Source organism: Streptomyces sp. NPDC060064 (assembly GCF_042736455.1).
Taxonomy (GTDB): domain Bacteria; phylum Actinomycetota; class Actinomycetes; order Streptomycetales; family Streptomycetaceae; genus Streptomyces.
The window spans coordinates 1-25,424 of sequence record NZ_JBHWWF010000062.1; the positions used below are offsets into that span (position 1 = coordinate 1).

24 protein-coding genes, 1 pseudogene and 1 riboswitch are annotated in these 25,424 nt (G+C 68.9%); of the genes and pseudogenes, 6 read left to right on the forward strand and 19 right to left on the reverse strand.

Going from position 1 to position 25,424, the window contains the following annotated elements; all coding sequences use genetic code 11:
- Positions 1-1,276 (reverse strand): aminotransferase class I/II-fold pyridoxal phosphate-dependent enzyme (locus ACFWDI_RS38495; RefSeq protein ID WP_385311487.1); only part of this gene is annotated, 1,276 nt, incomplete at its 3' end.
- Positions 1,277-1,311: 35 nt separating this feature from the next.
- Here ACFWDI_RS38495 and ACFWDI_RS38500 point away from each other — a divergent pair.
- Entirely contained in the window at positions 1,312-1,968 is a 657-nt protein-coding gene (locus ACFWDI_RS38500) for a pyridoxamine 5'-phosphate oxidase family protein (protein WP_385311489.1), read from the forward strand.
- A gap of 69 nt (positions 1,969-2,037) precedes the next feature.
- Here ACFWDI_RS38500 and ACFWDI_RS38505 read toward each other — a convergent pair whose 3' ends face one another.
- The 3 genes from ACFWDI_RS38505 to ACFWDI_RS38515 all read right to left on the reverse strand — a co-directional run bounded on the left by ACFWDI_RS38505 (position 2,038) and on the right by ACFWDI_RS38515 (position 4,779).
- The gene (locus ACFWDI_RS38505) at positions 2,038-2,985 is read right to left on the reverse strand and encodes a DMT family transporter (protein WP_385311517.1); all 948 of its coding nucleotides are present in this window, start codon (positions 2,983-2,985) and stop codon (positions 2,038-2,040) included.
- A 212-nt stretch (positions 2,986-3,197) separates the two neighbouring features.
- The gene (locus tag ACFWDI_RS38510; RefSeq protein WP_385311491.1) at positions 3,198-4,202 is read right to left on the reverse strand and encodes a DMT family transporter; all 1,005 of its coding nucleotides are present in this window, start codon (positions 4,200-4,202) and stop codon (positions 3,198-3,200) included.
- A gap of 31 nt (positions 4,203-4,233) precedes the next feature.
- Positions 4,234-4,779 carry a Clp protease N-terminal domain-containing protein gene (locus ACFWDI_RS38515; RefSeq protein ID WP_385311492.1) on the reverse strand — a complete coding sequence of 182 codons (546 nt, stop codon included), beginning with the start codon at positions 4,777-4,779 and terminating at the stop codon, positions 4,234-4,236.
- Between the two features lie 263 nt (positions 4,780-5,042).
- On the opposite strand from ACFWDI_RS38515, the gene ACFWDI_RS38520 reads away from it, so the two are divergent.
- Positions 5,043-5,471: an SRPBCC family protein gene (locus ACFWDI_RS38520; protein WP_362694329.1), complete on the forward strand. Its 429-nt coding sequence runs from the start codon at positions 5,043-5,045 to the stop codon at positions 5,469-5,471.
- Positions 5,472-5,529: 58 nt separating this feature from the next.
- On the opposite strand, the gene ACFWDI_RS38525 is transcribed toward ACFWDI_RS38520, so the two are convergent.
- Positions 5,530-6,138, reverse strand: a complete 609-nt coding sequence (locus tag ACFWDI_RS38525; RefSeq protein WP_385311494.1) for a PadR family transcriptional regulator — start codon at positions 6,136-6,138, stop codon at positions 5,530-5,532.
- A 138-nt stretch (positions 6,139-6,276) separates the two neighbouring features.
- On the opposite strand from ACFWDI_RS38525, the gene ACFWDI_RS38530 reads away from it, so the two are divergent.
- On the forward strand, positions 6,277-7,098 hold the full coding sequence (locus tag ACFWDI_RS38530) for a PhzF family phenazine biosynthesis protein (protein WP_385311496.1): 822 nt from the start codon (positions 6,277-6,279) through the stop codon (positions 7,096-7,098).
- Positions 7,099-7,173: 75 nt separating this feature from the next.
- Here ACFWDI_RS38530 and ACFWDI_RS38535 read toward each other — a convergent pair whose 3' ends face one another.
- From ACFWDI_RS38535 to ACFWDI_RS38545, 3 genes are all read right to left on the reverse strand, one after another.
- Positions 7,174-7,974 (reverse strand): CPBP family intramembrane glutamic endopeptidase, encoded by an 801-nt coding sequence (locus tag ACFWDI_RS38535; RefSeq protein WP_385311519.1) that lies wholly within the window; start codon positions 7,972-7,974, stop codon positions 7,174-7,176.
- Between the two features lie 169 nt (positions 7,975-8,143).
- A complete protein-coding gene (locus ACFWDI_RS38540; protein WP_385311498.1) occupies positions 8,144-8,413 on the reverse strand; it encodes a hypothetical protein in 270 nt (89 codons plus the stop codon).
- Between the two features lie 50 nt (positions 8,414-8,463).
- Positions 8,464-9,975: a glutamate-cysteine ligase family protein gene (locus ACFWDI_RS38545; protein WP_385311500.1), complete on the reverse strand. Its 1,512-nt coding sequence runs from the start codon at positions 9,973-9,975 to the stop codon at positions 8,464-8,466.
- A 482-nt stretch (positions 9,976-10,457) separates the two neighbouring features.
- On the opposite strand from ACFWDI_RS38545, the gene ACFWDI_RS38550 reads away from it, so the two are divergent.
- Together ACFWDI_RS38550 and ACFWDI_RS38555 are read left to right on the forward strand one after the other, a co-directional pair.
- A complete protein-coding gene (locus ACFWDI_RS38550; RefSeq protein WP_385311502.1) occupies positions 10,458-11,045 on the forward strand; it encodes a hypothetical protein in 588 nt (195 codons plus the stop codon).
- Positions 11,046-11,332: 287 nt separating this feature from the next.
- Positions 11,333-11,539, forward strand: a complete 207-nt coding sequence (locus tag ACFWDI_RS38555; protein ID WP_326648482.1) for a DUF5999 family protein — start codon at positions 11,333-11,335, stop codon at positions 11,537-11,539.
- A 74-nt stretch (positions 11,540-11,613) separates the two neighbouring features.
- Here ACFWDI_RS38555 and gcvP read toward each other — a convergent pair whose 3' ends face one another.
- Complete coding sequence (gcvP, locus tag ACFWDI_RS38560) at positions 11,614-14,499, reverse strand: aminomethyl-transferring glycine dehydrogenase (RefSeq protein WP_385311504.1); 2,886 nt, start codon at positions 14,497-14,499, stop codon at positions 11,614-11,616.
- A 177-nt stretch (positions 14,500-14,676) separates the two neighbouring features.
- A riboswitch (glycine riboswitch) is annotated at positions 14,677-14,774 on the reverse strand.
- 63 nt (positions 14,775-14,837) lie between these two features.
- Between gcvP and ACFWDI_RS38565 the strand changes: the two are divergent.
- Positions 14,838-15,038, forward strand: a pseudogene (locus ACFWDI_RS38565) (PRC-barrel domain-containing protein); the annotation flags it as partial.
- A 143-nt stretch (positions 15,039-15,181) separates the two neighbouring features.
- On the opposite strand, the gene ACFWDI_RS38570 reads toward ACFWDI_RS38565, so the two are convergent.
- From ACFWDI_RS38570 to ACFWDI_RS38615, 10 genes are all read right to left on the reverse strand, one after another.
- Complete coding sequence (locus tag ACFWDI_RS38570) at positions 15,182-16,744, reverse strand: DNA polymerase IV (protein ID WP_385311506.1); 1,563 nt, start codon at positions 16,742-16,744, stop codon at positions 15,182-15,184.
- Between the two features lie 38 nt (positions 16,745-16,782).
- Entirely contained in the window at positions 16,783-17,352 is a 570-nt protein-coding gene (locus tag ACFWDI_RS38575; RefSeq protein ID WP_385311508.1) for a MerR family transcriptional regulator, read from the reverse strand.
- A gap of 167 nt (positions 17,353-17,519) precedes the next feature.
- Entirely contained in the window at positions 17,520-17,993 is a 474-nt protein-coding gene (locus ACFWDI_RS38580; protein ID WP_006123076.1) for a bifunctional nuclease family protein, read from the reverse strand.
- Between the two features lie 53 nt (positions 17,994-18,046).
- Positions 18,047-18,796: a MerR family transcriptional regulator gene (locus tag ACFWDI_RS38585; protein WP_385311510.1), complete on the reverse strand. Its 750-nt coding sequence runs from the start codon at positions 18,794-18,796 to the stop codon at positions 18,047-18,049.
- A 42-nt stretch (positions 18,797-18,838) separates the two neighbouring features.
- On the reverse strand, positions 18,839-19,786 hold the full coding sequence (locus ACFWDI_RS38590; RefSeq protein WP_385311520.1) for an FHA domain-containing protein: 948 nt from the start codon (positions 19,784-19,786) through the stop codon (positions 18,839-18,841).
- Positions 19,787-19,868: 82 nt separating this feature from the next.
- The gene (locus ACFWDI_RS38595) at positions 19,869-20,660 is read right to left on the reverse strand and encodes a DUF881 domain-containing protein (protein WP_327322179.1); all 792 of its coding nucleotides are present in this window, start codon (positions 20,658-20,660) and stop codon (positions 19,869-19,871) included.
- 5 nt (positions 20,661-20,665) lie between these two features.
- Complete coding sequence (locus tag ACFWDI_RS38600; protein WP_003970459.1) at positions 20,666-20,998, reverse strand: small basic family protein; 333 nt, start codon at positions 20,996-20,998, stop codon at positions 20,666-20,668.
- Positions 20,995-21,924 carry a DUF881 domain-containing protein gene (locus tag ACFWDI_RS38605; protein WP_385311512.1) on the reverse strand — a complete coding sequence of 310 codons (930 nt, stop codon included), beginning with the start codon at positions 21,922-21,924 and terminating at the stop codon, positions 20,995-20,997. Before ACFWDI_RS38605 ends, ACFWDI_RS38600 begins: the two co-directional genes overlap by 4 nt.
- A gap of 97 nt (positions 21,925-22,021) precedes the next feature.
- Positions 22,022-24,517, reverse strand: coding sequence for a sugar phosphate nucleotidyltransferase (locus tag ACFWDI_RS38610; protein ID WP_385311514.1), 2,496 nt, complete (start codon positions 24,515-24,517; stop codon positions 22,022-22,024).
- Positions 24,518-24,630: 113 nt separating this feature from the next.
- Positions 24,631-25,239, reverse strand: a complete 609-nt coding sequence (locus tag ACFWDI_RS38615) for a CDP-alcohol phosphatidyltransferase family protein (RefSeq protein WP_327322182.1) — start codon at positions 25,237-25,239, stop codon at positions 24,631-24,633.
- Between the last annotated feature and the right edge of the window lie 185 nt (positions 25,240-25,424).

Below are 25,424 nucleotides of genomic sequence, written 5' to 3' on the forward strand. Positions count from 1 at the left end.
CAGGCCCGATGTCGTCCATCGCCAGGTCCGAGACGGTGATCCGCACAGCGGGAGGCGCCGCCATCCTGAACCGCGCCCCCGGCGCGACGGCCCAGCCGGCGTGCAACAGACGCGCCACCGCCCCCGTCTCGTCCGGGACCGGCACCCAGACATTCATCCCGCTGCGTCCATGAGCCTCGATCCCCCGCTCCGCCAGCGCCCGTACGAGCGCGTCGCGCCGTTCCCCGTACGAGCGCGCGACGGCCCGCGGATCCACGGCGTCCGACGTCCACAGGTGCACGACCGCGCGCTGCAGCAGCCTGCTGACCCAGCCGGGTCCGAGCCGCTGCCGCCCCATGACCCGGTCGACGGTGACTGCATCCCCGGTCAGCACGGCGACGCGCAGATCAGGGCCGTAGGCCTTGGCCGTGGAGCGTACGAGGGCCCAGCTGTCCGTCACTCCGGCAAGGGGGTGCAGCGGCAGATCGACGATGGCGTGACCGTGGTCGTCCTCAATGAGCAGAGTGTGGGGGAACCGGGCGAGTACGGCCCGCAGTTCACGCGCCCGCGCCTTGCTCACCACGGCGCCGGTCGGGTTCTGCGCCCGGCCGGTGACGATCAGCGCCCTGGCACCTGCGGTCAGCGCCTTCTCCACCTCGCTCGCCAGCGGCCCGTCGTCGTCGAGTGCCACCGGCACGGGCTTCAGCCCGAGCGCCGGCACCAGGTCCAGCAGGCTTCCCCAGCCGGGGTCCTCGACGGCGACCGCGTCACCGGGCTTGAGATGCGCGGCGAGGACACGCTCGATGGCGTCCAGCGATCCGGAGGTGACGGCGACCGGGCCGTCGGGCACGCCGTCGTCGTCCATTCCGGCGCGCGCGAGCCGAGCGAACTCCGCGTCGACGGGCGCCTGTCCGTACAGTCCGGGCTCCTCCGCATTGCGCCGGGCCGCGGCGGCGAGCGCATCGTGCAGCGGTGGCAGCAGCGCGGGGTCCGGATTCCCCTGACCCAGGTCCCGTACCCCCGGTGGCGCCTCGACCCGGATGGTTCCGCGCGCGGTGCTGGCCGGCCGCGGGCGCACCCGACTGCCCTTGCGTCCCGAGGTCTCGATCACTCCGCGGTCGCGCAGGGTCCGGTACGCGGACGCGACGGTGTTCGGGTTGACGCCGAGCTCGGTCGCCAACTCCCTCATGGGTGGCAGCAGTTGACCGGGTTCCAGCTCACCCGCGCCGACCGCGCGCTCAACGCTCGCGGCAATCTCCGATGCACGCCGTCCGGCGATCCGATACTCTCCTAGCACAAACAGGATTATGCACTAGTGCAATGGAGTACGCAATGCCGGACGCCTACGAGCCGACCGATCGCACCGTCCCCACACGCGCCCGGGAGCGCGCCGCGTACGACCGCGAGCAGGTCCACTCGATACTCGACGAGGCGTACGTCTGCCATCTCGGCTTCGTACGCGACGGCGCGCCCGTCGTCCTGCCGACGCTCTACGCCCGGGTCGACGATCACCTGTACGTGCACGGCTCGACGGGTTCGCGCCCACTGCGCATGGCGGGCGAGGCCGACCCGGGCCTCGCCGTCTGCCTCACGGTCACCCATGTCGACGGCCTGGTCCTGGCCCGCTCCGCCTTCCACCACTCGCTCAACTACCGCTCGGTCGTCGTCCACGGTACGGCCCATCAGGTCACCGACCCCGAGGAGAAGCGCTCGGCCCTGGACGCGCTGGTGGACCACGTTGTGGCGGGCCGCTCACGCGACTCGCGCCCGGCGAACGCGAAGGAGCTGGCGGCGACGGCGGTCCTGCGCCTGGACCTGACGGAGGTCTCCGCCAAGATCCGCACCGGCGGCCCGAACGACGACCCGGAGGACGCGACGCTCCCTTACTGGACGGGAGTGGTCCCACTGCTCACCGCGTACGGCACCCCGATCCCGGCGCAGGATCTCGACGGTTCGATCGCGGTCCCGGGGTACCTTTCGGCACGCTGACGGGCACGTCCGGTCGGTGTGCGCGGTGCAGGGTGCGGGGCGTTTGCCCCCCGCACCCTGCACCGGCCGCTACGCCGGCGCCGCCGCCCTTCTCCGTACCGCCGCGACCCGCGCCTCCGCCACCGCGAGCCCCGCCACCGCCGCCAGCAGCAACAACGTCCCCACCACTGTCGCCGCTGTCAGCCGCTCGTCCAGCGCCGTCACCGCGATGGCGGCCGCGCTCACCGGCTCCAGCAGCATGATCACCGAGACCGTCGCGGCCCGGACGACGGCCGCCCCCGCGAAGTAGAGCGCGTACGCGAGAGCCGTCGGCACCGCCGCCACGTACACCAGCAGCCAGATCACACGCCCGAGTTCGGCCGTGTGCGGCAGCAGCCCCTCTCCGATCGCCAGCGGCAGCAGCCCCACCGACCCGATCGCGAACGCCCACGCCGTCGTGGAGAGCGAATCGCCGCCGCCGTCACGACCGAGCCAACGCGTCAGCAGCGTGATCGCCGCATACCCGGCCGCGGAGAGCACCGCGAGCGCGATCCCGACCGGTCGCACCGTGCCGCCCCCGCCGCCCAGCACCAGGACCATCAGACCCACCAGCGCCCCGGTGACGGCGATGACGCCGCCCCGCCCGAGCCGCTCCCCCATCGTCAGCCGCGCGCCCACCGCGATGAGCACAGGGCCCGCGCCCAGCGTGACGACCGTGCCCACCGCGAGGCCGGTGGCCTGGACGGCCGCGAAGTAGGCGCTCTGGAAGACGGTGAGTCCGATCCCCGTAGCGAGAATCCGCAGCAGCCGCCGGCGCCGCGGTTCCGCAGGACTCCCGGGAGCGCCATCCGCCGTAGCCTGCCGCGCCCGCCACACCAGCGCGCCCAGCAGCAGTACGAGTCCGCCCGCGCAGCGCCAGAACGACAGCGCCAGCGGACCCATGTCGCTCACCTGGAAGACCAGCGAGGCGGCCGCGCCCGCGGTCCCCCACGCCACTCCGGCGACGATCAGATACAGGAGGCTCCGCCCGACGGGCAATGGCACGCCGACAGCAGGAGCGGAAGAAAGAGGGGTGGAAAGATCCGACACGTGACTTCTCCGTGTGAAGAACGGGATGGTGGTCGCTTCGCTCCGTCACGCGGGCAGCGACAAACCGCTCGGGGACACCCCGAGCCCGGTCTTCGTCAGAGAACTGCCGCCCGCGCTAGGCGGCAGGAGGCGGAAGTACGGTCGAATGCATGATCGCCACCTTACGGCGCCGCCTGCGGGACCGACAACTCCGTCCGGGCTCCGGCCGACTCGGCCGGCCCGCCCTCCGGCCCACCGCCCGCCACCGGCCCGGACGGCGCCTTCGGTGCCTGCGACTGCGCGATGAAAGCTCCCACCAGAACCATCGCGCCGCCGAAGATCTGCGGCGCCGACAGATGCTCCCGCAGCAGCACCCACGCCAGTACGGTCGCGATGACTGCCTCCAGGCACGCCACCACGCCCGCCACCTGTGGCGACAGTTTCCGCACCGAGAGAACTCCGGTGACGTACGCGACCACCGTGGCGATCAGTACGACCCAGCCGAGCAGCAGCGCCGCGGGCAACTGCGTACCGCCCAGGTCCGCACTGCCGCCCAGCAGGGACCAGTCCATGCCCCACGGGCGCGCCACCACGGTCAGCACCACCATGCCGATGAGCAGTCCGTACGCGATCACACCCAGCGGATCCGCCGGGTCGTCCCCGTCGCTGCCCTGGTCGGCCAGGACGAAATAGCCGACCTGGCAGCATGCCGCGCCCAGTGCGAGCACCAGCCCGAGGGCGTCGAAGGTGAGCCCCGCCCACACCTCCACAACGCAGGCGAGACCGCCGACGGCGAGCACCACACCGACCGCCGCGGCCCGGGTGACGGGCCTGCGCTGGACGAAGCGGACCCAGCCGAGGAGGAGCGCGGGCCCGAGGTATTCGACGAGCAGGGCGACACCGACCGGGATCCGGGAGATCGCCGCGAAGTAGCAGGCCTGTACGCCCGCGACGGCGAGAAGCCCGAAGCCGACCAGCAGTGCGGGCCTGCGCAGCACCAGGTCACGGTGGCGCCAGGCAACCGGCAGCATGACGAGCGCGGAACCGGCCACTCGCAGCCACACCACATGCAGCGGGTCGAGACCCGCTTCGATCAGCGGCTTGGCCGCGACACCTGATCCACCGAATGCGAACGCCGAGCCCAGGGCGAGTCCCAGGCCGGCGCTCCTTCCCTGAGACGCGTGCATCGGCACATCATGTCAGTGGGAGTCAGGACCGTCACCCCGGTGACACATGTCGAGACATCTCGGCTGTCCGCCCGGCCAGCAGCGCCGCGTCCACCCCGGCCCGCCCGAGCACCTCCACCGCCCGGCTCTCGCGATCCACGGCGAGGCAGGCGAGCAGATCAATGCCGCGGGCCCGTGCGTCGCCGCGCAGCTCGGCCCGCTGCAGCGCACCCTCCATGGCGGTGACCGCCGACGGCGACCACCGCGAGACATCCGCATCCGCCTCCCGCACAACGGGAACGGTGCCGGAATCCTCCACCGAACCCTGCCAGCGCAGGCCGTATCCGATACTGCGCTGCACGAGATAGCCGAGCACCCGCGCGACCTGAGGCCCGTCGCCGACGACGGTCCGCACCTCGGGGTCCGACTCGATCAGCGAGTGCAGCAGATGAGCCGTGTCGATCTGCCGGTCGCCGTCGCGCAGCGCCCTTCTGCGCGCGCCCGCGACCACCGAAGCCAGCTCCACGGTGAGCCTGGCGTCGAGCTCTGTACGGGTGGCGGCGGGCTGCTGAGGCACCCGCGGGGTAGGGCTTTGCACATCTCCCACCCCATCAGCTCGCCAAGGCCCGAGCGTCCCCGCCTGGTCCCATTTCCGCATCCCGCGGAAGTTGGGCACGCACGACCGGTTTCTCCTCCTTACGGATGAGATCCCGCCAGTTCTCCCCGAGGGGCGCGCGCCGCCTTGCCATCCGATTCCACGGTCACCACATCGACCGAATCTGACTGTTCATCAGTATTGAATGTTCGGGCTGGTACGGCTACGTTCCGCGACACCGTAACCCGACGAGAAGGGGTGGTCGCATGGCCGAAGTCAGTGCCGAGGCCCGTATCGAAGCGCCGGCCGAGAAGGTCTGGGCCCAGCTGACGGACTTCACCACCTACGGCCAGTGGAACGCCACCCACACCAGCTTCCCCAAGGGCGGCCCGGGAACGCTGGAACTGGGAGCCACGTACGAGGAAAACATGAAGCTCATGGGCTTTCCCGCCGAAGTGGCCTGGACCGTGGACGAGTTCGAGGCCGGCCGGGTGCTGGGAATCAAGGGCAAGGGCCCGATGGGCGTCAGCGTCGGCAACCGCTACACGCTCACGCCTGACGGTGACGCGACGCAGGTCCGGATCGACGGAGAGTTCACCGGCGCCGCCGTGTCACTGATGGCCGGCAAGCTCAAGGACTCGGCGACCGCCGCACTGAACGAATCGCTGCGCAAGCTGGGCGGGCTGATCGCCTGACGCCAGACGCACGGGAAGGGCCCCGCACGGCTGTGCGGGGCCCTCATCGCGCCACGAGTCAGTGCTCGCCGGCGAGGATCAGATAGAGCTTCTTACGGGCTTCATTGATGACGGCGACGGCCTTCTGCCGCTGCTCGGGGGTACCGGTCTTCCAGACCTGGCCGAACGCCTCCATCAGGCCGAACCCGGCCTGCCGGATCTCGTTGACCGTCTCCCAGTCGACTCCACGCCCGGCCTCTTCCCACGGAGCCTCCGGCCCCGATTCGGCCTCGGTACGCCCCGAGTCGGTGAGCGTGAACAGCTTCTTGCCGCCCTCGCTCTCACTGGTGATCAGACCTTCGTCCTCGAGCAGCTGGAGCGTCGGGTAGACCGAGCCGGGGCTGGGCCGCCAGGCCCCGCCGCTGCGCTCGCCGATCTCCTGGATCATCTCGTAACCGTGCATCGGCCGGTCCTTCAGCAGCGCCAGGATCGAGGCACGCACATCACCGCGCCGCGCCCTCCCCCTGCCGCCGCCACGACCACGCCCGCCCCCGAAAGGCCCACCGAACGGCGGTCCGAACGGACCGAATGCCGCGCGCCGCCCCTCGAAGTCGCCCCGACCCTGATGGCCGGGCCCGCAGTGCCCATGCCCGTGTTCGTGTCCTTGACCGTGTCCATGTGAACGCATCGCTACGCTCCTTCCATCGTTGATCTGTCGCGATGCGTCAACGATATATCGGAATGCATCGCCTGGCAACACCTAATCGGTCCAGCGACTCCGAATTGGCCTTGGCCTGCGGCTTTGCCCCGCCCGTACGGTCACGGCATGCGGATTCGAATCGTCGACGCCTTCACCGACCGTCCCTTCGCCGGCAACCCCGCCGGAGTCCTGCTGCTGGACTCCGACCGCTTCCCCGACGACTCCTGGCTCCAGCAGGTGGCGACGGAGGTGAACCTTTCGGAGACCGCCTTCGCCCATCCCCTCCAATCCGGCGGCGAGGCCGACTGGGCGCTGCGCTGGTTCACACCGACCACCGAGGTCGACATGTGCGGCCACGCCACGCTGGCCACCGCACACGTCCTGCACACCACGGGCACCGCGAGCGGCACGGTGCGCTTCGCCGCGCGCTGCGGCATCCTGACCGCCACCGCCCACGAGGACGGCACGCTCACCCTCGACTTCCCCACGTCCCCGCTCACCGCGGTCGACATCCCGGACGGCGTCGCCGACGCACTGGGCGCGAAGGTGGTCTCGGTCCATGACACGGGCGCGCACATCGGCGATCTGCTGGTCGAGCTGGCCGACGAGCGGACCGTACGCGCGCTGACACCGGACTTCCCCGCCCTCGTGGCGCACTCGGAGCGCGGCATCATCGTCACGGCCGCCGCCGAAGACCCGGTCTCCGGCTACGACTACGTCTCGCGCGGCTTCTTCCCGCGGGTCGGCATCGACGAGGACCCGGTGACGGGCAGCGCGCACACGGCCCTCGCGCCCTTCTGGTCGGCGCGCCTCGGCCGCAGCGATCTGACCGGGCTTCAGGCCTCCGCCCGCTCCGGCCTGGTCCGCACCTCCCTGCGCGGCGAGCGCACCCTGCTGACCGGCCGGGCCGTGACCGTCATCGACGGCGAGCTGCTCACCGCACCCTGACAACGGGAAACGCCAGGCCGCACATACCAAGGGGCGTACGGCACCCGCCGTACGCCCCTCTATGCCCACCGCCGGTCACGGAGTGGGCAGCCACCCCACCTTCCCGGCCAGCAGCGCGTAGCCGACGAAGGCCACGATGTCGAGCAGCGCATGCGCCACCACCAGTGGCCCGACCCGGCGCCACCGCCGGTAGAGCAGCACAAACACCACACCCATCACCATGTTGCCGACGAAGCCGCCGATGCCCTGGTAGAGGTGGTACGAGCCGCGCAGCACCGAACTCGCCACCAGCGCGGCCATCGGCGTCCAGCCCAACTGCCCGAGTCTGCGCAGCAGATACCCGACCACGATCACTTCCTCCAGTACGGAGTTCTGGATCGCCGAGAGGATCAGCACCGGGTACTTCCACCACACCTCGGGCAGCGCTTCGGGCACCACGGTGAGGTTGAACCCGGCGGCCCGCGCCACAAGGTAGAAGGCCAGCCCGGCGCCGCCGATGCCTGCCGCGATCAGCGCGCCCCGCCCCAGATCGGACCAGGGTCTGGTCCGGTCGAAGCCGATCGACCGCAGACCGGCGCCCTCCCGCAGCAGCAGATGCGCGACGAGCAGGACGGGCACCAGCGCCGTCGCGATATCGAAGAGCTGCCAGGCGAGATCGAGCCACGGCCGCCCGGGGGCGTACGACTTGTTCAGCGTCGCCGCCTGGTCCTTGAGACCACCGGGTTTCGTCACCGAACCGACAAAACTGATCAGCGCCGACACTCCGCTTGCGCCCAGCGAGAGCGCCAGTACGAGAAGCGTCTCGGACCGCAAGATCCTTCGCGACATGATCTCTCGAGGAAGAGAATCAGCCACGCGTCCCGCCTCCGCCTGCACACCTGCCTCCAGTTGAGTAATCCGCCTCATCCCCATCGTCGCCCCGTCAGGGTCTCGAATACAGGTACGAAAATCCCGCGCGACAGGCCGGGGGACGAGTGTCACTGCGATGACGCCGGTCCCCTTTTCCTTGCTCATCGTTCAACGAGGGGCACCACCGCATGTGACGTCACAGTTTGCCCGACGACGACCCGACGGACGCAGGCAGGTCCGGGCCGCGCGTGCGTCGGCGCACGGTCGCCATCGCCATCGCCATCGCCATCGCCATCGCCACGATGCTCGTCCTCGCGGCAGCCGCGGGGAAACGGGAATCGCCGCGCAGAGCCACCCCCGGGTGCCGACCACCAGGGGTCGACCGGATCGCCAAGGCCACGGGCGGCGCCGGGTACCAGGTGCGCGACCCCGCCGAGATCCGGGCCGTGATCCTCGAAGCGCTCATGGCGGTCGGGCAGACGGGCAGACGGGCAGACGGGCAGACGGGCAAGCCGCTCAGGAATGAGGGCCGGGGAAGCCGACCGGCCAGGTGTGCACCGGCTCGCCCTCGTGCATCAGCTCGCAGTAGCGGCGGGTGGTGGCCGCGAGGGCGGCGTCCCGCTCCAGTCCGGCCTCCAACGCCCGGTGGTAGGTCTCCGCCTGCCACGAAGCCCCGTTCACACGCCGTCTGCACCGCTCCTCGATCACGCCGAGGTAGAAGTCGCGGTCCGCGGGCTCGACATGCCAGGCATCGAGTCCCGCCGCGGCCAGCGGCAGCAGTTCGTCGCGTACGAGTTTGACGGCCGGCACCTGCGTGATTCCGCCGGCCCGGCCGGGCCGCGGCCACAGAAGCTCTGCGTCGATGCCGTGCCGGCACGCGGTGTCGAAGTTCTCGGCCGCGGCGGCGAAGGGCAGCCGGGTCCACACCGGCCTGGCCTCCTCGGCGAGCGCACGCACGAGCCCGTAGTAGAAGGCGACATTGGCGATCACATCGGTGACCGTGGGGCCGGCGGGCAGCACGCGGTTCTCCACCCGCAGATGCGGTACGCCGTCGGCGACTCCGTACACCGGCCGGTTCCAGCGGTAGACCGTGCCGTTGTGCAGGACGAGCTCCTGCAGTCCGGGCACACCGCCGTCGTCGAGCACCCGCAGCGGGTCCTCGTCGTCGCAGATCGGCAGCAGGGCCGGAAAGTAGCGCAGGTTCTCCGCGAAGAGGTCGTACGCCGAGTCCACCCACCGCTCGCCGAACCAGGTCCGCGGCCGTACGCCCTGTGCCTGGAGCTCGGGCGGGCGGGTGTCGGTGGCCTGCTGGAACAGCGGTGGCCGCGATTCGCGCCACAGCTCCTTGCCGAACAGGAAGGGCGAGTTGGCGCCGACCGCGATCTGTACGGCGGCCACCGCCTGCGCGGCGTTCCACACATCTGCGAAGCGTCCGGGCGTCACCTGGAGGTGCAACTGCACGGAGGTGCAGGCGGCTTCGGGAACGATCGACGTCGAGGTGCAGCTCAGCCGCTCCACGCCCTCGATGTCGAGCGCGAAGTCCTCGCCCCGCGCGGCGACGATCTGCTCGTTGAGCAGCTTGTACCGGTCGACGTCCGAGAGGTTCGCGGAGACCAGGTCGTGCTGGGCGAGCGTCGGAAGAATTCCGATCATCACGATCCCCGCGCCGACCTCGTTCGCTTTGCGGTGGGCATAACCGAGGCCTGTGCGCAGCTCCTCGGCAAGTTGATCGAGTACGCGCCCGCCCAGCCGGTGCGGAACGATATTTACTTCCAGGTTGAACATGCCGAGCTCGGTCTGGAAATCATGGCTCGCGATACGCTCCAGCACTTCCTTATTCATCATCCGCGGCAGCCCGTCGGCACCTGCGAGATTCAGCTCGATCTCCAGCCCCATGAGATTTTTTGGCCGGTCGAACCTCTTCTCGGCCAGCAGTCGGCCCAGTCCCGCGAGGCACTGCTGCAACTTCCTCCGGTACCTTTGCCGATCGGACAGGTCGGATCCGCCTGCCACGACCTTCTCCCCCATCGAAGCGTCCTTCCTCGAGTGGGCACCACGCAGCATCGACCGCTCGCGTCTCGGACGATAATGCCCAGACGGACTGATCCATAACGCCCCACGCGCAGCGCGCGACCGGTAGTGTGGTCAGAGACTCCAGTGGCACATTCCTTAGGCATGGTGCAGTACGCAGTTACCACTGCCCGATGCCTCGTAAAAAACACCGACTGGTTTCAGCCGTCCGCGCCGCAGGTAGAATCCCAGGCCGCAGCCCTGTCTTCCCGAAATGTCGACAGAAAGGCCGCCGGAGAAGGACCTGATACCGCCTTGCCGGAAATACGTGGGACCGCTAGCAGAAACACTGTGAGAACACGTGTCGTATAAACTCTGCAAACGAGGTAGAGAGTTGGCGCCCGGTGGCCTTTCCGGCCCCCCTCTGGCCCCGCACGCTGACAGTGCCGTCCGCACCTGCCCACGCTCCAACGTGTCTCCGAAGTGAGAGGCGACCCACCATGCCGCTGCATGTCCCCCCGGCTCCCGCGCCTGCCCTGCGCACCGTCCTCATGGCACTCGGTTCTCCCACAGCCGTCCGCGAGGCTCGCACACCAGCTCTCAGGTCCGCCCAGGGCCCGCTGAGCCCCGAACTGCCGCTACCCGTCCACGTACTGGACCAGATCGTGCCGAGCGGCGGTGCCCCCTCCACCCGCCTCGCCGGCTGGCGCTTCCTGATCCGCAGCGGCGAACGAGCCGTGGCCGCGGCGGAGACGATGCTCACCGCCGACGGCTGGACCTTCTCGCACTTCTTCGAAGGCCCCTACCTCAGCTCCACCGAACGGGCGCTGCGCCAGGCCGAGTCGATGCACACTCCCTTCCAGCCGCGCCTGCTCTCCATTCCCGAGCTCTACATGCTCACGCTCTGGCTGCACGGGGACACGGACGCCGACGCCTCATCCGGCACACCCCTGCCCACGGACGTACTGGTGCCGCTGGCCCCCGCGCCACCCGGCATCGCGGCGCACCGTCCGCACCGCGTCGCCGACCTGCTGCCGGTGATGACGCTGCGGCTTGCCCCTGCCCCGCTGCTCGGCTCACCCGCCTGAAAAACCGCACGTCGCGCCCCGTGACCACCCGGTCGCGGGGCGCACTCCTGCCCCATCCGGACTAGCCCATACCGGCCCCCTCGAACCACCCGAAAGGACAATGGAGTTGAGCTGAACCGTCCGCCCGGGTGATACGTCATTAACCAGTAAGAAGAGCTGCCGCGAAATCCCTGCGGAATGACGCCCGTGGGGCAACACTGGGAGCGGACCGACAGATACGGGGGGCGGCCATGAACACCTCATCAAGCCGCAGGACACTCACTACAACGCAGCGAGAGAACCCACCCATGTGCCAGCACCAGCCACTCTGCCCTACATCCGACTCAGCCGACCGGGAAGCAGCCCGTCTCGTGGCGCACCACCCGGAACAGGGCTGGAGCCTGCTGTGCAACGGCGTCCTGCTCTTCGAGGACACCGGTGAGCTGCTGCCGGACGGGCAGATCATCGCTCCGCACCGGGCGCGGGAGACCGGGCAGGTGATGACGGCCGCCTGAGGCGCCGTCGGTACGACAAGGGGGCCGGCCGGAGACTTCTCTCCGTACCGGCCCCGACGCATGTGCTCCGCGCGTCAGTTGTCGTACTCGTCCAGCGGCGGGCAGGAGCAGACGAGGTTACGGTCGCCGAACGCACCGTCGATCCTGCGCACCGGCGGCCAGTACTTGTCCGCGGCGCTCACCCCGGCCGGGAAGACGGCCTCGTCCCGGCTGTAGGCGTGCTCCCACTCCCCGCCGAGCGCGGCCGCCGTGTGCGGGGCGTTGCGCAGCGGGTTGTCCTCCGCGGGCCACTCGCCCGAGGCGACCTTCTCGATCTCGCCGCGGATCGCGATCATCGTGTCGCAGAAGCGGTCGATCTCGTTCAGGTCCTCGCTCTCGGTGGGCTCGATCATCAGCGTGCCGGCCACCGGGAAGGACATCGTCGGCGCGTGGAAGCCGTAGTCGATCAGGCGCTTGGCGATGTCGTCGACGCTGACGCCGGTGGCCTTCGACAGCGGCCGCAGGTCCACGATGCACTCGTGCGCGACCAGTCCGGCCGGGCCCGTGTAGAGCACCGGGTAGTGCGGCTCCAGTCGCTTGGCGATGTAGTTGGCCGCGAGCACGGCGACCTGCGTCGCGCGCTTGAGGCCCTCGCCACCCATCAGACGTACGTACGCCCAGGAGATCGGCAGGATCCCTGCCGAGCCCCACGGGGCGGCCGAGATCGGTCCTACGCCCGTCTCCGGTCCCGCGGTCGGCTGGAGCGGGTGGTTCGGGAGGTACGGGGCGAGGTGCGCCCGTACACCGACCGGGCCGACGCCCGGACCGCCGCCGCCGTGCGGGATGCAGAAGGTCTTGTGCAGATTGAGGTGCGAGACGTCGCCGCCGAACTTGCCCGGCTTGGCGAGGCCCACCAGCGCGTTGAGGTTGGCGCCGTCGACGTACACCTGGCCGCCGGCGTCGTGCACCTGCGCGCAGATGTCGGCGACGTGCTCCTCGAACACACCGTGTGTGGACGGGTAGGTGATCATCAGCACGGACAGCTCGTCGCGGTACTGCTCGATCTTGGCGCGGAGGTCCTCGATGTCCACCTCGCCGTCGTCGGCGGTCTTCACCACGACGACCTTCATGCCCGCCATCACGGCGCTGGCGGCGTTGGTGCCGTGCGCGGAGGACGGGATGAGGCAGATGGTGCGCTGGCTGTCGCCGTTGGCGCGGTGGTACGCGCGTACGGCGAGCAGGCCCGCGAGCTCGCCCTGCGAACCGGCGTTGGGCTGGATGGACACCGCGTCGTACCCGGTGACCTCGGCGAGGCGCTCCTCCAGCTCGCGGATCAGCGTGAGGTACCCGGCGGCCTGCTCGACCGGCGCGAAGGGGTGCATCTGCGCGAACTCCGGCCAGGTCACCGGCTCCATCTCGGTGGTCGCGTTCAGCTTCATGGTGCAGGAGCCGAGCGGGATCATGCCGCGGTCCAGCGCGTAGTCACGGTCGGCGAGCCTGCGCAGGTAGCGCAGCATGGCGGTCTCGGAACGGTGCTGGTGGAAGACGGGGTGCGTGAGGTAGTCGTCGGTCCGCAGCAGAGCCTGGGGCAACGTTTCCGCAGTGGTCTCGTCGAGCGCCTCGATGTCGCCATCGACGCCGAAGGCGGACCAGACGGCGGACAGCTGTGCACGTCCGGTGGTTTCGTCGCAGGAGATGGAGACCTGGTCACCGTCGACGAGGTGGAGGTTGACCCCGCCCTCGCGTGCGGCGGCGACGACCTCGGCGGCCTTGCCCGGCACCCGGACGGTCACCGTGTCGAAGTAGGAACCGTGCACGACCTCCACACCGCCGTCCCGCAGCCCCGCCTCGAGCAGCGCCGCATAGCGGTGGGTGCGCTGTGCGATCGACCGCAGGCCCTCCGGACCGTGGTAGACCGCGTACATCCCCGCCATGACGGCGAGCAGCACCTGGGCGGTGCAGATGTTGCTGGTGGCCTTCTCCCGGCGGATGTGCTGCTCACGGGTCTGCAGCGCGAGCCGGTAGGCCTTGTTGCCGTCCGCGTCCACGGAGACGCCGACGAGTCGGCCCGGCAGGCTGCGGGCGAACTTGTCGCGTACGGCCATGTAGCCGGCGTGCGGACCGCCGAAGCCCATCGGGACTCCGAAGCGCTGAGTGGTGCCGACGGCGATGTCGGCGCCCAGCTCGCCGGGCGAGGTGAGCAGGGTCAGCGCCAGCAGATCGGCGGCGACGGTGACGATCGCACCGAGCTCGTGCGCCTGCTCGACGACGGGCTTGATGTCCCGAACGGCACCGGAGGCGCCCGGGTACTGCAGCAGCACGCCGAAGACGCCGCGCTCGGCGATCTCGGCCGGAATGCCCTCGCTCAGATCCGCGGTGACGATCTCGACGCCGGTCGGCTCGGCGCGGGTCTGGATCACCGCGAGGGTCTGCGGCAGGGCGTCTGCGTCGACCAGGAAGACGCCGTCCTTGACCTTGCCGACCCGGCGGGCGAGCGACATGGCCTCGGCGGCGGCGGTGCCCTCGTCGAGCAGCGAAGCGCCGGAGGTGGGCAGGCCGGTCAGATCGGCCACCATCGTCTGGAAGTTCAGCAGAGCCTCGAGCCGGCCCTGCGAGATCTCCGGCTGGTACGGCGTGTACGCGGTGTACCAGGCCGGGTTCTCCATGACATTGCGCAGGATGACCGGCGGCGTGAAGGTGCCGTAGTACCCGAGGCCGATCATCGGCGCCAGCACCTGATTGCGGTCGGCGAGGGTGCGCAGCTCGGCGAGAACCTCGGCTTCGGTGCGAGCGCCCGGGAGGTTCAGCGCCTCGGCGCTCTTGATCACATCGGGCACCGCGGCAGCGGTCAGCTCGTCGAGCGAGCCGTATCCCACCTGCGCGAGCATCTTGGCCTGGGCCTCGACATCGGGCCCGATGTGGCGCTGCTCGAAGGGGGTGCCTCGCTCCAACTGGGAGAGCGGAATGCGGTTGGCGGTCATTAAGGAGGCCTCCTGGTCAGACACGACCTACGAGGGGCACCACGGCGCGGATGCCCGGACGGCCTCCCCCTCTGTCATCTCAACCTGAGAGCTTCACCGGCGCGCACAAGGCACGCCGACTTTCACCGTCGGTGAGAGCGGATGCCGTCCGACGCCCGCCCTGCTTTCCAGAGTGACCTCGTCCGTGCGGTACAGGGGCCTGAGAGATTCCGGGGAGGATTTGCTCCTTCGGCGCCACCGGTACTTTCACCGGAGGACTCTCCCGCACGGGGTCAGCAGCCGTTTGCCAGCGTACCAGCGCGCCCCCTCGCCGATCGCTCGAGTGGCCGATACCACCAATGTGCACTTTTGTAGTATTTAAACAGCAGTTGCGACCTATTGGAGGGACCGTGCAGACCGATATCGATCCGCGCAGCCTGATCGGCCGCAAGGCGTTCGACCGCAGTGGCACCAAGATCGGGACTGTGGACGAGGTGTATCTGGACGATGCGACAGGGGCGCCCGAGTGGGCGGCTGTGCGCACGGGCCTCTTCAGCCGGGACGCCTTCGTCCCGCTCGAGCCCAGCAAGGTCGTCGACGACACCCTGCACGTCCCGTACGAACGCGCGCTGATCAAGGATGCCCCCGACTTCGGCGTGGGCCGCCATCTCTCTCCCGAGCAGGAGCTCCAGCTCTACCACCACTACGGACTCGAACTCTCCGAGCCTCCCGAGACGCCCGCTGCCTCCTCCGACCCCTCAGACCCCTCGGACCCGTCCGCCCCGTCCGCCCCGTCCGACGGGGAGTCCGGCTCCCGCCGCGGCCCCGGCTCCCGCCCCGACCGGGACTTCGGCCGACTGGCGGGCCGGGAGGACTGACCGGCGGCGTCCGCTGCCGGTGGCAGCGCCACCAGCGGCAGCGGATCGCCCGGCCCCAGATCCGGGTCGTCCACCATGAACGTGCGCACCCGCCCCGGCCGCCGCGACCCCGGCTCCTCGAACCGCACCGTGACCCGCCCCACCCCGCTGCCCTGCACCCACCCCGCCCCGTACTCGGCATGCCGTACGTCCTGCCCGGCCAGCCAGCGCCGCTCGGCGGGCGCCTCCGACTCCGCACCCGCTGCGCCGGCCGCCTCGTCGGCCTTGTGCGACTCCGGATCGCCGTCCGCATCCGCGGCCTCGGCCCGCTCACCGGCGGCAGCCTGGGCGAACAGATCCTCCTGCGTGTAGTCCGCGAGCCCGGTGACGCCCACCCCCAGCAGCCGCACCCCGCCCGTGGTGTCCACGGCCTCCAGCAGCCGCCCGGCGGCCTCCCGCACCACCGCGGGGTCGTCCGTCGGTCCGCGCAGCGTCTCCGAGCGCGTCAGCGTTGAAAAGTCGTACCGCCGCACCTTCAGCACGATGGTCCGCCCCGAGTGCCCGGACGACCGCAGCCGCTGCACACACCGCTCGGCGAGCCGCTCCACCTCGATCCGCACCCGCACGCGGTCGTGCAGATCCACGTCGAAGGTGTCCTCCACCGATACCGACTTCGCATCCCGCTCGGCCACCACCGGCCTGTCGTCGTGCCCCACGGCCATCCGGAACAGTGAGGCTCCGTGCGCCTTGCCCAGCAGCCGTACGAGCTCGTCCTCGCCCGCCTCCGCCAGATCGGCCACGGTCGTCATTCCGGCCCGCCGCAGATGCTCCCCGGTCGCCGGCCCCACCCCGGGCAGCGTCCGCACGGACATCGGCCCGAGCAGCTCGCGCTCCATGCCGGGCTCCATGAGCACCAGACCGTCGGGTTTTGCCTGCTCGGAGGCGATTTTGGCGAGCATCTTGGAGCCCGCCAGCCCGACCGAACCGGTGAGCCCTGTGACCGCTCGGATATCGGCGCGCAGCCGCTCACCGGTCCTCCTGGCCGACTCCGAGTCGTCGGCCGAGCCGCCCGCCTCCAGGTCCACAAAGGCTTCGTCCAGGCTCAGCGGCTCCACCAGCGGCGAGAGCCTGCCCAGCAGCTCCATCACCTGTTCGCTGATGGCCCGGTAGAGGGAGAAGCGCGGCACGAGATACGCGGCATTCGGCGCCAGCCGCCTGGCCTGCGCCATCGGCATCGCCGAGTGCACACCGAAGCGTCTGGCCTCGTACGAGGCGGTGGCGACGACTCCGCGCGGCCCAAGCCCGCCGACCACCACGGGCTTCCCACGCAGACTCGGCTTCGCCGCCTGTTCGGCGGCGGCGAAGAAGGCATCCATGTCCAGATGCAGAATCGTCGGCGCGGTTCTCACATCTCCGATGCTGCCCTACGCCACTGACAACCGGGTGTTCAGACGGCCCGGTCGCGCCTGCGTCTGGCCAGCTCATCGGCGGGATTGTTCCCGACCAGGGTCTCGCCGGTGTCGACCCGCTCGCCATGCAGCTGCGAGAGCGCGGCCTCGACGTCCCGCCACACCACGCCCACGGCGATCCCGAAGATCCCCTGGCCGCCCTGGAGCAGATCGACCACCTCGTCGGGCGAGGAGCATTCGTAGACCGTCGCGCCGTCGCTCATGAGCGTCATACGTTCGAGATCCGTGAAGCCGCGGGCTCTCAGATGCTGCACCGCGGCACGAATGTTCTGCAGCGCGACGCCGGTGTCCAGGAAACGCTTGACGATCTTGAGGACGACCACATCGCGGAAGCTGTAGAGCCGCTGGGTTCCGGAGCCGTATGCCGAACGCACACTGGGCTCGACCAGGCCGGTACGCGCCCAGTAGTCGAGCTGCCGATAGGTGATGCCTGCCGCCGCACACGCGGTAGGCCCGCGGTAGCCGATCGTCTCCGCAGAGAGGTCGGCCGCACTGTCGTGAAGCGGATACGGCCCGCCCGCCGCCGTACCGTCGCCGCTGCTTCTCACGCCGACCTCCGTCCTTGACCTGCCATCTCGACGGTAGGCAGTCGCCAGGGGTGCGTCAACGATCGCCACACTCGGCACGCCGAGTGATAATCACCCTGAGAGTGGTTTCCCGTGCCCCCATTCGGGGAAAGGCTACTCGAATCTGCCAACGGAGCCCGGATCAGCGGTCACTGACTGTTGGTCCCGAAGTCCTCCGGCGAGATCTGATCGAGGAACTCGCGGAACTTCTCCACCTCGTCCTCCTGCTCGTCCGGGATGGCGATTCCCGCGTCGTCGAGCACCCCGTCACTGCCGTAGATCGGCGTACCGGTGCGCAGGGCCAGCGCTATGGCGTCGGACGGCCTGGCGCTCACCTCGACTCCGCTGGCGAAGACCAGCTCCGCGTAGAAGACCCCTTCACGCAGGTCAGTGATGCGGACCTCGGTGAGCTCCTGGCCCACCGCCTCCAGCACATCCTTGAAGAGGTCATGGGTCAGCGGCCTGGCGGGAGCCATGCCCTGCTGGGCAAAGGCAATGGCGGTCGCCTCCCCGGGACCGATCCAAATGGGGAGGTACCGGTCGCCTCCCACTTCACGCAGGAGCACGATCGGTTGGTTCGAGGGCATTTCAACCCGGACACCCACAACGTCGAGCTCGTTCACACAGCAACCCTAGGACGTGCCCGACCGGTTTGGGTAGTCGGGCTCCCCCATGATCAGTGAAGCCGTACTCCGAGTGCCGTCTGCACCAGGGCCGCATGGAGCCGTACGGAGAGGGCCGCAAGCTCCTTCGTGGTCGCCTCGGCATGGGCCCTGGTCTGCGGATTACGGTGCCGCCGCAAAGGTGCCACCACCTGTTCGACGAGCCCGGCCTCACGCTCGGCAGCGGCTTTCATGGCACGCAGATGCCGCGGCTCGAGTCCGAATCTCCCCAGATCCGCGACAAGCCTGGCCACGGTCACCGACTCGGCGTCATAGGCGCCGTCCTCGTCCGGCGCGAGAAGGCCGTACGACTCCCACTCGGCCACCTCCTCCTCGCTCACCTCGGCGGAGGCGAGAAGTTCAGCCCGACCCACCCGGGCAGCGGTCGGACGCCCCGAATCGGAATCGGAACCCCAGGCGCCGTCGAGCAGTTCCCGCTGCTCGCCCTGCGCGGGCAGCTGCACCTGCTCACCGCGCCCCAGGGCGTCCAGATGCTCCCGGATGACCTTCAGCGGAAGATAGTGGTCCCGCTGCATCCGCAGCACCTGCGCCAGCCGCTCCACGTCCTCCGGGCTGAACTTGCGATACCCGGACGGCGTCCGCCGCGGCTCGACCAGCCCTTCGGCCTCCAGAAAGCGGATCTTGGAGATCGTGACTTCGGGAAACTCGTCGCGCAGCTGACTGAGCACCGTACCGATACTCATCAGCCGGTTGCCCGCGGTGGCGGTGCCGTGACCGGCACCGCCCGTCGGTGTTCGCAGCATGTACCTTCCTGGGGGTCCCCCCGGACGGAGTCCGGGGAAGGGTCACACGCCCCGCTGGCTTGCGTAGAAGACCAGCCGGTACTTGCCGATCTGGACCTCGTCGCCGTTCGACAGCAGGACCGAGTCGATCCGCTCTCGGTTGACGTACGTCCCGTTCAGACTGCCGACGTCGCCGACGCTGAAGCGGCCGTCAGGACCCCTGCGGAACTCCACATGACGCCGCGAGACAGTCACGTCGTCGAGGAAGATGTCGCTCTGCGGGTGGCGGCCGGCCGTGGTCAGCTCACCGTCCAGCAGGAAGCGGCTGCCGGAGTTCGGACCGCGGCGCACCACGAGGAGCGCCGAGCCGAGCGGCAGCGCGTCGACGGCCGCCTGGGCCTCGGGCGAGAGCGAAGGAACGGCGGTCTGCCCCGTCACCTCGGCGTCGTAGGCCTCGATGCCGGAAATGGAGATCGTCGAGGTCGTCTCCGAGGCGCGCTCCGCCGGCGCTCCGCCCCGCAGCGGCGCACCGCAGTTGGAGCAGAACCGACTGGCCTCGGCATTGCGGTGCCCACACCTCGTACAAACCAAGGCCGACATGGACGGATCCTCCTGCCGCGGCTGCCCCGCGTGGGGATTGGTCGCATACGGGTCGGAGGCAAACCCTCCACCCGTACTTGAGGTTGATGGTTCCCCGAAACCTATGCGGCCGGGACCGGCAGGGTCAACAGATGACGCGCCCTGACCGCCCGAAATGTCACCGCCCGGACCGGCGACCTCATCCCGGAAGAGCGGCCGCTCCGCACCCTGCTCCTCACTCTGGCCATGGCGCGGCGCGCGGTGCCGGGCGTTGCCGCCGTCCTCGCGTGCGCTCTTGCCGAACAACTTCCCAAACAACTTCACGGGCGATTCCCCTTGACCCAAATAGACCCGCCCGTGGGGCAGGACGAACCCTGAATGATCACACCTGCCGACCCGGACATCCTCACAACGTCCGTAACCACCAGACAGTTTCCACCACGCGCCACGCTTGTTGTGTGCCGACCCCCCGAACCCTCATGCCCTTGTCCACCGGACCTCATGCGCCGCCGCCTCACCGCGATGACGACCGAGCGTAGTGAGGCCGCTTCGCGGGCCGCACGGCATCCACAACGATCTTCTCCGACCGCGTCACCGTGGCCGTGGCCTGCTCCTTCTCCAGCGTCTGCACCACACCGCCCGGGATGTTCAGGGCGGGCTCAAGATCCTGCGGCTTGCCGATGACCTTGAAGGTGTACGGCGCGGTGATCGGCTTGCCGTCCACCTCGATATGGCCGCCGGTGCCGGTGAAGTGTGTGTCCGCGACGACCCTGATGTTGTTGACCTGGATCGCTTCCGCACCCGCGGCGCGCAGCTCCTGGATCGTGTCGAGCAGCATGTCCGACTCGACGGTGCCGGACGGGTCCTCGATGGTCAGTGTGATGCCCGGTCCCTGCGCCGCGACCGTGCCGGCCAGAATGCCCAGCTGCTGTTCCTTCTGCAGCGTCTGCTTGCGCGCCTCTTCGGCCTGGTCCGAGCTGGTCTCCAGCTCGGTGCGCTGGTCCTCCAGGCGCTGCTTCTCGTCCTCGAGCCGCTGGGTGCGGTTGTCGAGCTCGTCGAGGATGCGCACCAGGTCCTCCTGGCGGGCGCCACGCAGCGCGCTGTTGTCGCTGTTCGAACGGACCTGGATGGCGAGCCCAAGGCCGAGGACGAACAGCAGCAAAGCGACAATGAGTTGAGCGCGCGTGACCCGGGGCGGCCACAACACCGCAACGAGCCGCTGCCGGCCGGTCAGCTGCTCGGGCTCCTCGGCAGGCGGTGCCTCCGCCTGCGGCTCCTCGCCCTTCGGGTTCTCTTCGCTGTTCATCGGCCTCACGCCCGGAAGACATGCCGGCGGATCGCGGCAGCGTTGGAGAAGATCCGGATACCGAGCACCACCACCACACCCGTGGACAGCTGGGCACCGACGCCCAACTTGTCGCCCAGGAACACGATCAGCGCGGCCACCACCACGTTCGACAGGAAGGAGACGACGAAGACCTTGTCGACGAAGATGCCGTCGAGCATGGCCCGCAGGCCACCGAATACCGCGTCGAGAGCCGCGACGACAGCGATCGGCAGATAGGGCTCGACCACCGCCGGTACCTCGGGTCGGACCAACAGTCCGACCACGACTCCCACGACGAGGCCCAGTACGGCGATCACGATGTGCCCTTCCCTGTGTCAGCCGTGCCCGGCCCGTTGCCCTTCCCGGCGTCGGCGGTCTTCGGCTCTGCTGTACGTACGATCAAGCTCGGCGCCGCCGGCAGACGCAGCTTTTCCTCGTTGGAAATGCTCGTGCGGATACCGAAGTTCTCCTGCAACGCGTGCAGATACTGTCCGTCGGCACTGTCCTGGAAGGCGGTGCTCAGCTTCTTCCCGTCCCCCACCGCAAGCACCGTGTACGGCGGCACCAGCGGTTTGTTGTCGACCAGTATGGCGTCGCCCGCCGCACGGATCGCAGACAGGGCCGTCAGCCGCTGCCCGTTGATGGCGACGGCTTCCGCACCGGACTCCCACAGGCCGTTGACGATCCGCTGCATATCGCGGTCCCGTACCCGTCCCGTGTCATTGAAACCGCTGCTCTCCCGCGGTCCGTCGCCGCCCTGCTGGGTGTCCTTCGCATCGTCGACGACGAGCTTCACGCCCGGCCCCTCGACCTCAGTGGCACCGGAGAGCAGCGCGACAAGTTCCCCCTGGCCCCCGCCCCCGGTCTTGAGCGCCTTCCGCTGCCGGTCCCCCACCTGGTCACGGAGCTTGTCGACACTGTGCTCGAGCTCGTCCGCCGTGGTGGTCTCCGCATCGATACGGCTGATGAGCTCCTCGCGTTCCTTCGCCACGACCGGTGCAGATATCCGCGCCTGCGCGGCTCCGACGGTGACGACCACGGCCGCCAGTACGAGGCCGGCGGCGAGACCGAGCTTCGCACGCAGCGTACGGGGCAGTCCGCCGCCTTCCTCCGCCCGGCGGGCCGTCGCCTCCGCGTATCCGTCGTCGAGGCTGTGCTCCATCACGTTGGTCAGCAGCGACATGGACGCATCGGGACGCGGAGGTGGAGAGCCGGTGCTCCGAACGGGGGGCTGCTGCGACATGCCGCACATCGTCGCACGTCGCAGCTGCTACCGCCGAATGGCCCCACCGGTGTGCCGGAAGCCGTCCACAGACAACTTCCGACACACCAGCCCCACGTTAGAGACCCGCGCTGTCCACGACAGTGGCCCACTCGTCGAGCAGCGCCTGCGCCGAGGCGTCGTCCGGGCCCTCGGCCCACAAATGAGTGACGGCCTCCGCGGGGTCGGGAAGGACCATGACCCAGCGGCCATCGGGCTCGACGACCCGCACCCCGTCGGTCGTATCGACGTCCCGGTCGCCGGCCGCCTCGACGACGCGTCGCATCACCAGCCCCTTGACCGCCCACGGCGTCGCCAGATCGCGCCGCAGTACATGCGCCCGCGGAATCCGGGCATCGATCTGGCTCAGCGTGAGCTGTGTACGAGCCACCAGGCCGACCAGCCGTACGAAGGCCGCGAAGCCGTCGAAGACACTGCTGAACTCCGGAACGATGAAGCCACCGCGGCCGTCTCCGCCGAAGATGGTGGTCTCTTCCCGGCACACACGCGTCAGATCGTCGGGCGATGTGGTCGTCCACTCCACCTGTGTGCCGTGGTAGGCCGCCACCTGCTCGGCGATCCTGGTGGTCGTCACCGGCAGAGCCACCCGCCCGCTGCGCCGTTCGGCCGCGACCAGGTCGAGCAGCACCAGCAGCGCCCGATCGTCCTCGACGATCTTTCCGCGTTCGTCAACGAGGGACAGACGCTCGCCGACGGGGTCGAAGCGCACCCCGAAGGCTGCCCGTGCGGAGGCCACGATCTCGCCCAGGCGTACCAACCCGGACCGGCGGGTGTCCCCCGTTTCGGTGGGCCGGGACTCGTCGAGCCCGGGGTTGATCGTCAGGGCGTCCACGCCGAGCCGTCCGAGCAGGTTGGGCAGCACAAGTCCGGCGCTGCCGTTGGACGCGTCAATGACGACCTTGAGCCCCGATTCGGCGATGCCCGAGGTGTCGACATTGCGCAGCAGTGAGCCGGTGTACGAGTCGAAGACGCTGGACGGGAAGTGCAGATCCCCGATCTCGCCCGGGAACGCACGCCGGTACTCCTGGCGCGCGTACACCCGGTCCAGCTTCCGCTGCCCGGCCTGTGAGAGGTCCGCCCCGCGCTCGTCGATGAACATGATGTCCACGGAGTCAGGCACACCCGGCGAGGTACGGATCATGATGCCGCCGGCGCTGCCGCGCGCGGTCTGCTGACGCGCGACCGGCAGTGGCACGTTCTCCAGATCTCGTACGTCGATGGCGCTGGTCTGCAGCGCCGAGATCACGGCCCGCTTCAGCGCGCGGGCACCTCGGGAGTGGTCACGCGCCGTGGTGACGGTCGCCCCCTTCTTGAGGGTGGTGGCGTAGGCACCTGCCAGCCGCACCGCCAGCTCGGGGGTGATTTCCACATTGAGGATTCCGGTGACGCCACGAGCCCCGAAGAGATGCGCCTGACCTCGCGACTCCCAGATGACCGAGGTGTTGACGAACGCGCCCGCCTCGATGGTCTTGAACGGGTAGACCCGCACATTGCCCTGGATGATCGATTCTTCGCCCACGAGGCACTCATCACCGATCACGGCACCGTCCTCGATGCGCGCGGCACGCATGATGTCGGTGTTCTTGCCGATCACGCAGCCCCGAAGGTTGCAGTGCTCCCCGATGTACACGTTGTCGTGGATCACGGCCCTATGGAGAAAGGCGCCACTCTTGACGACCACGTTGGACCCGACCACCGTGTGCTCGCGGATCTCCGCTTCGGCTTCGACCTTGGCGTAGTCACCGATGTACAGCGGACCGCGCAGCACGGCGTCCGGGTGCACTTCCGCGCCTTCCGCGACCCAGACACCCGGCGAGATCTCGAACCCGTCGATCTCCACATCGACCTTGCCCTCGAGGACATCGGCCTGTGCCTTCACATAGCTTTCGTGTGTGCCCACGTCCTCCCAGTAGCCCTCGGCGATATAGCCGTAGATCGGCTTGCCTTCCTTCATGAGCTGTGGGAACACATCGCCGGACCAGTCCACGGAAACATCGGCCTCGACGTAGTCGAATACCTCGGGCTCCATGACGTAGATGCCCGTATTGACGGTGTCCGAGAAAACCTGTCCCCAGGTCGGCTTCTCCAGAAAGCGCTCGACCTTTCCCCCTTCGTCCACGATGGTGATACCGAATTCCAGGGGGTTCGGCACCCGGGTCAGACATACCGTGACCAGTCCGCCCTTCTCCTTGTGGAAGGAAATCAGATCGGTGAGGTCGAAGTCGGTCAGCGCATCACCGGAGATGACGAGGAACGTATCGTCCTTCAGCGCCTCCTCGGCGTTCTTCACGCTCCCCGCAGTGCCGAGTGGCTTCTCCTCATTGGCATAGGTGAGCTCCATCCCGAGTTCTTCGCCGTCGCCGAAATAGTTCTTGACGAGTGAGGCGAGAAACTGCACGGTCACGACGGTCTCATTGAGCCCATGCCGCTTGAGCAACCGCAGCACATGCTCCATGATCGGCCGATTGACCACTGGCAGGAGCGGCTTGGGCATACTCGAGGTCATTGGGCGAAGTCGAGTTCCTTCGCCACCGGCCATCACGACGGCCTTCATGTCGGAAGCGTCCTCCTTGAAGAGACGACGGTCTAGCCGACTTCACCCGTCCAAATTGGCGCTTCTGGCGTCATGCGCGGCCGGCAACACTGCACGGCATCGCATCGACGAGGTCAATCGGCCACTGCATCCGCCTTGACGAGGCGGCGGACCTGGACCACATACAGGATCCCTGCCCACCAATACAGAGTTGTACCCCATCCCGCGAACGCCCATCCGAAAATAGCAGCCAGTGACGCAAGCCACCCCTTGTCGTCGCTGAGGAGCAGCAACGGGAAGGCGTACATCAGGTTGAAGGTAGCTGCTTTGCCCAGGAAGTTCACCTGGGGAGGCGGATAGCCGTGCCGGCGGAGGATACCCACCATCACGAGCAGCATCAGTTCCCGCGCCACCAGGGCCGCGGTGAGCCAGATGGGCAGGATCTCCCGCCAGGTCAGCCCGACGAGGGTGGAGAGGATGTAGAGACGGTCAGCGGCCGGATCCAGAATCCGACCGAGGGTGCTGATCTGGTTCCATCTGCGGGCAAGCTTGCCGTCGAGATAGTCGCTGACGCCACTGAGCATCAGCACCAGCAATGCCCAGCCATCACTCTTGGGGCCCCCGAACTCGGGGCGAAGAATCAGCCACAGGAAGAGAGGCACGCCAAGAAGACGCGCCATGCTGAGGATGTTGGGGATGGTGAGTACCCGGTCCGTCTGAACGCGGGTCTCCTGGACCTCCACCCGGGGGCCTCCTGTGCGGAATGTGCCAACGATGCCCCCTGACCCTACCCTCAGCCACGGGCCTGCTCGTACACAGGGGGTGGGACCGCTGTCCTGAACGCAGAAAAGCCCCGCACCATAAAGGTGCGGGGCTTTCCCACAATGATTGTTCGGCGGCGTCCTACTCTCCCACAGGGTCCCCCCTG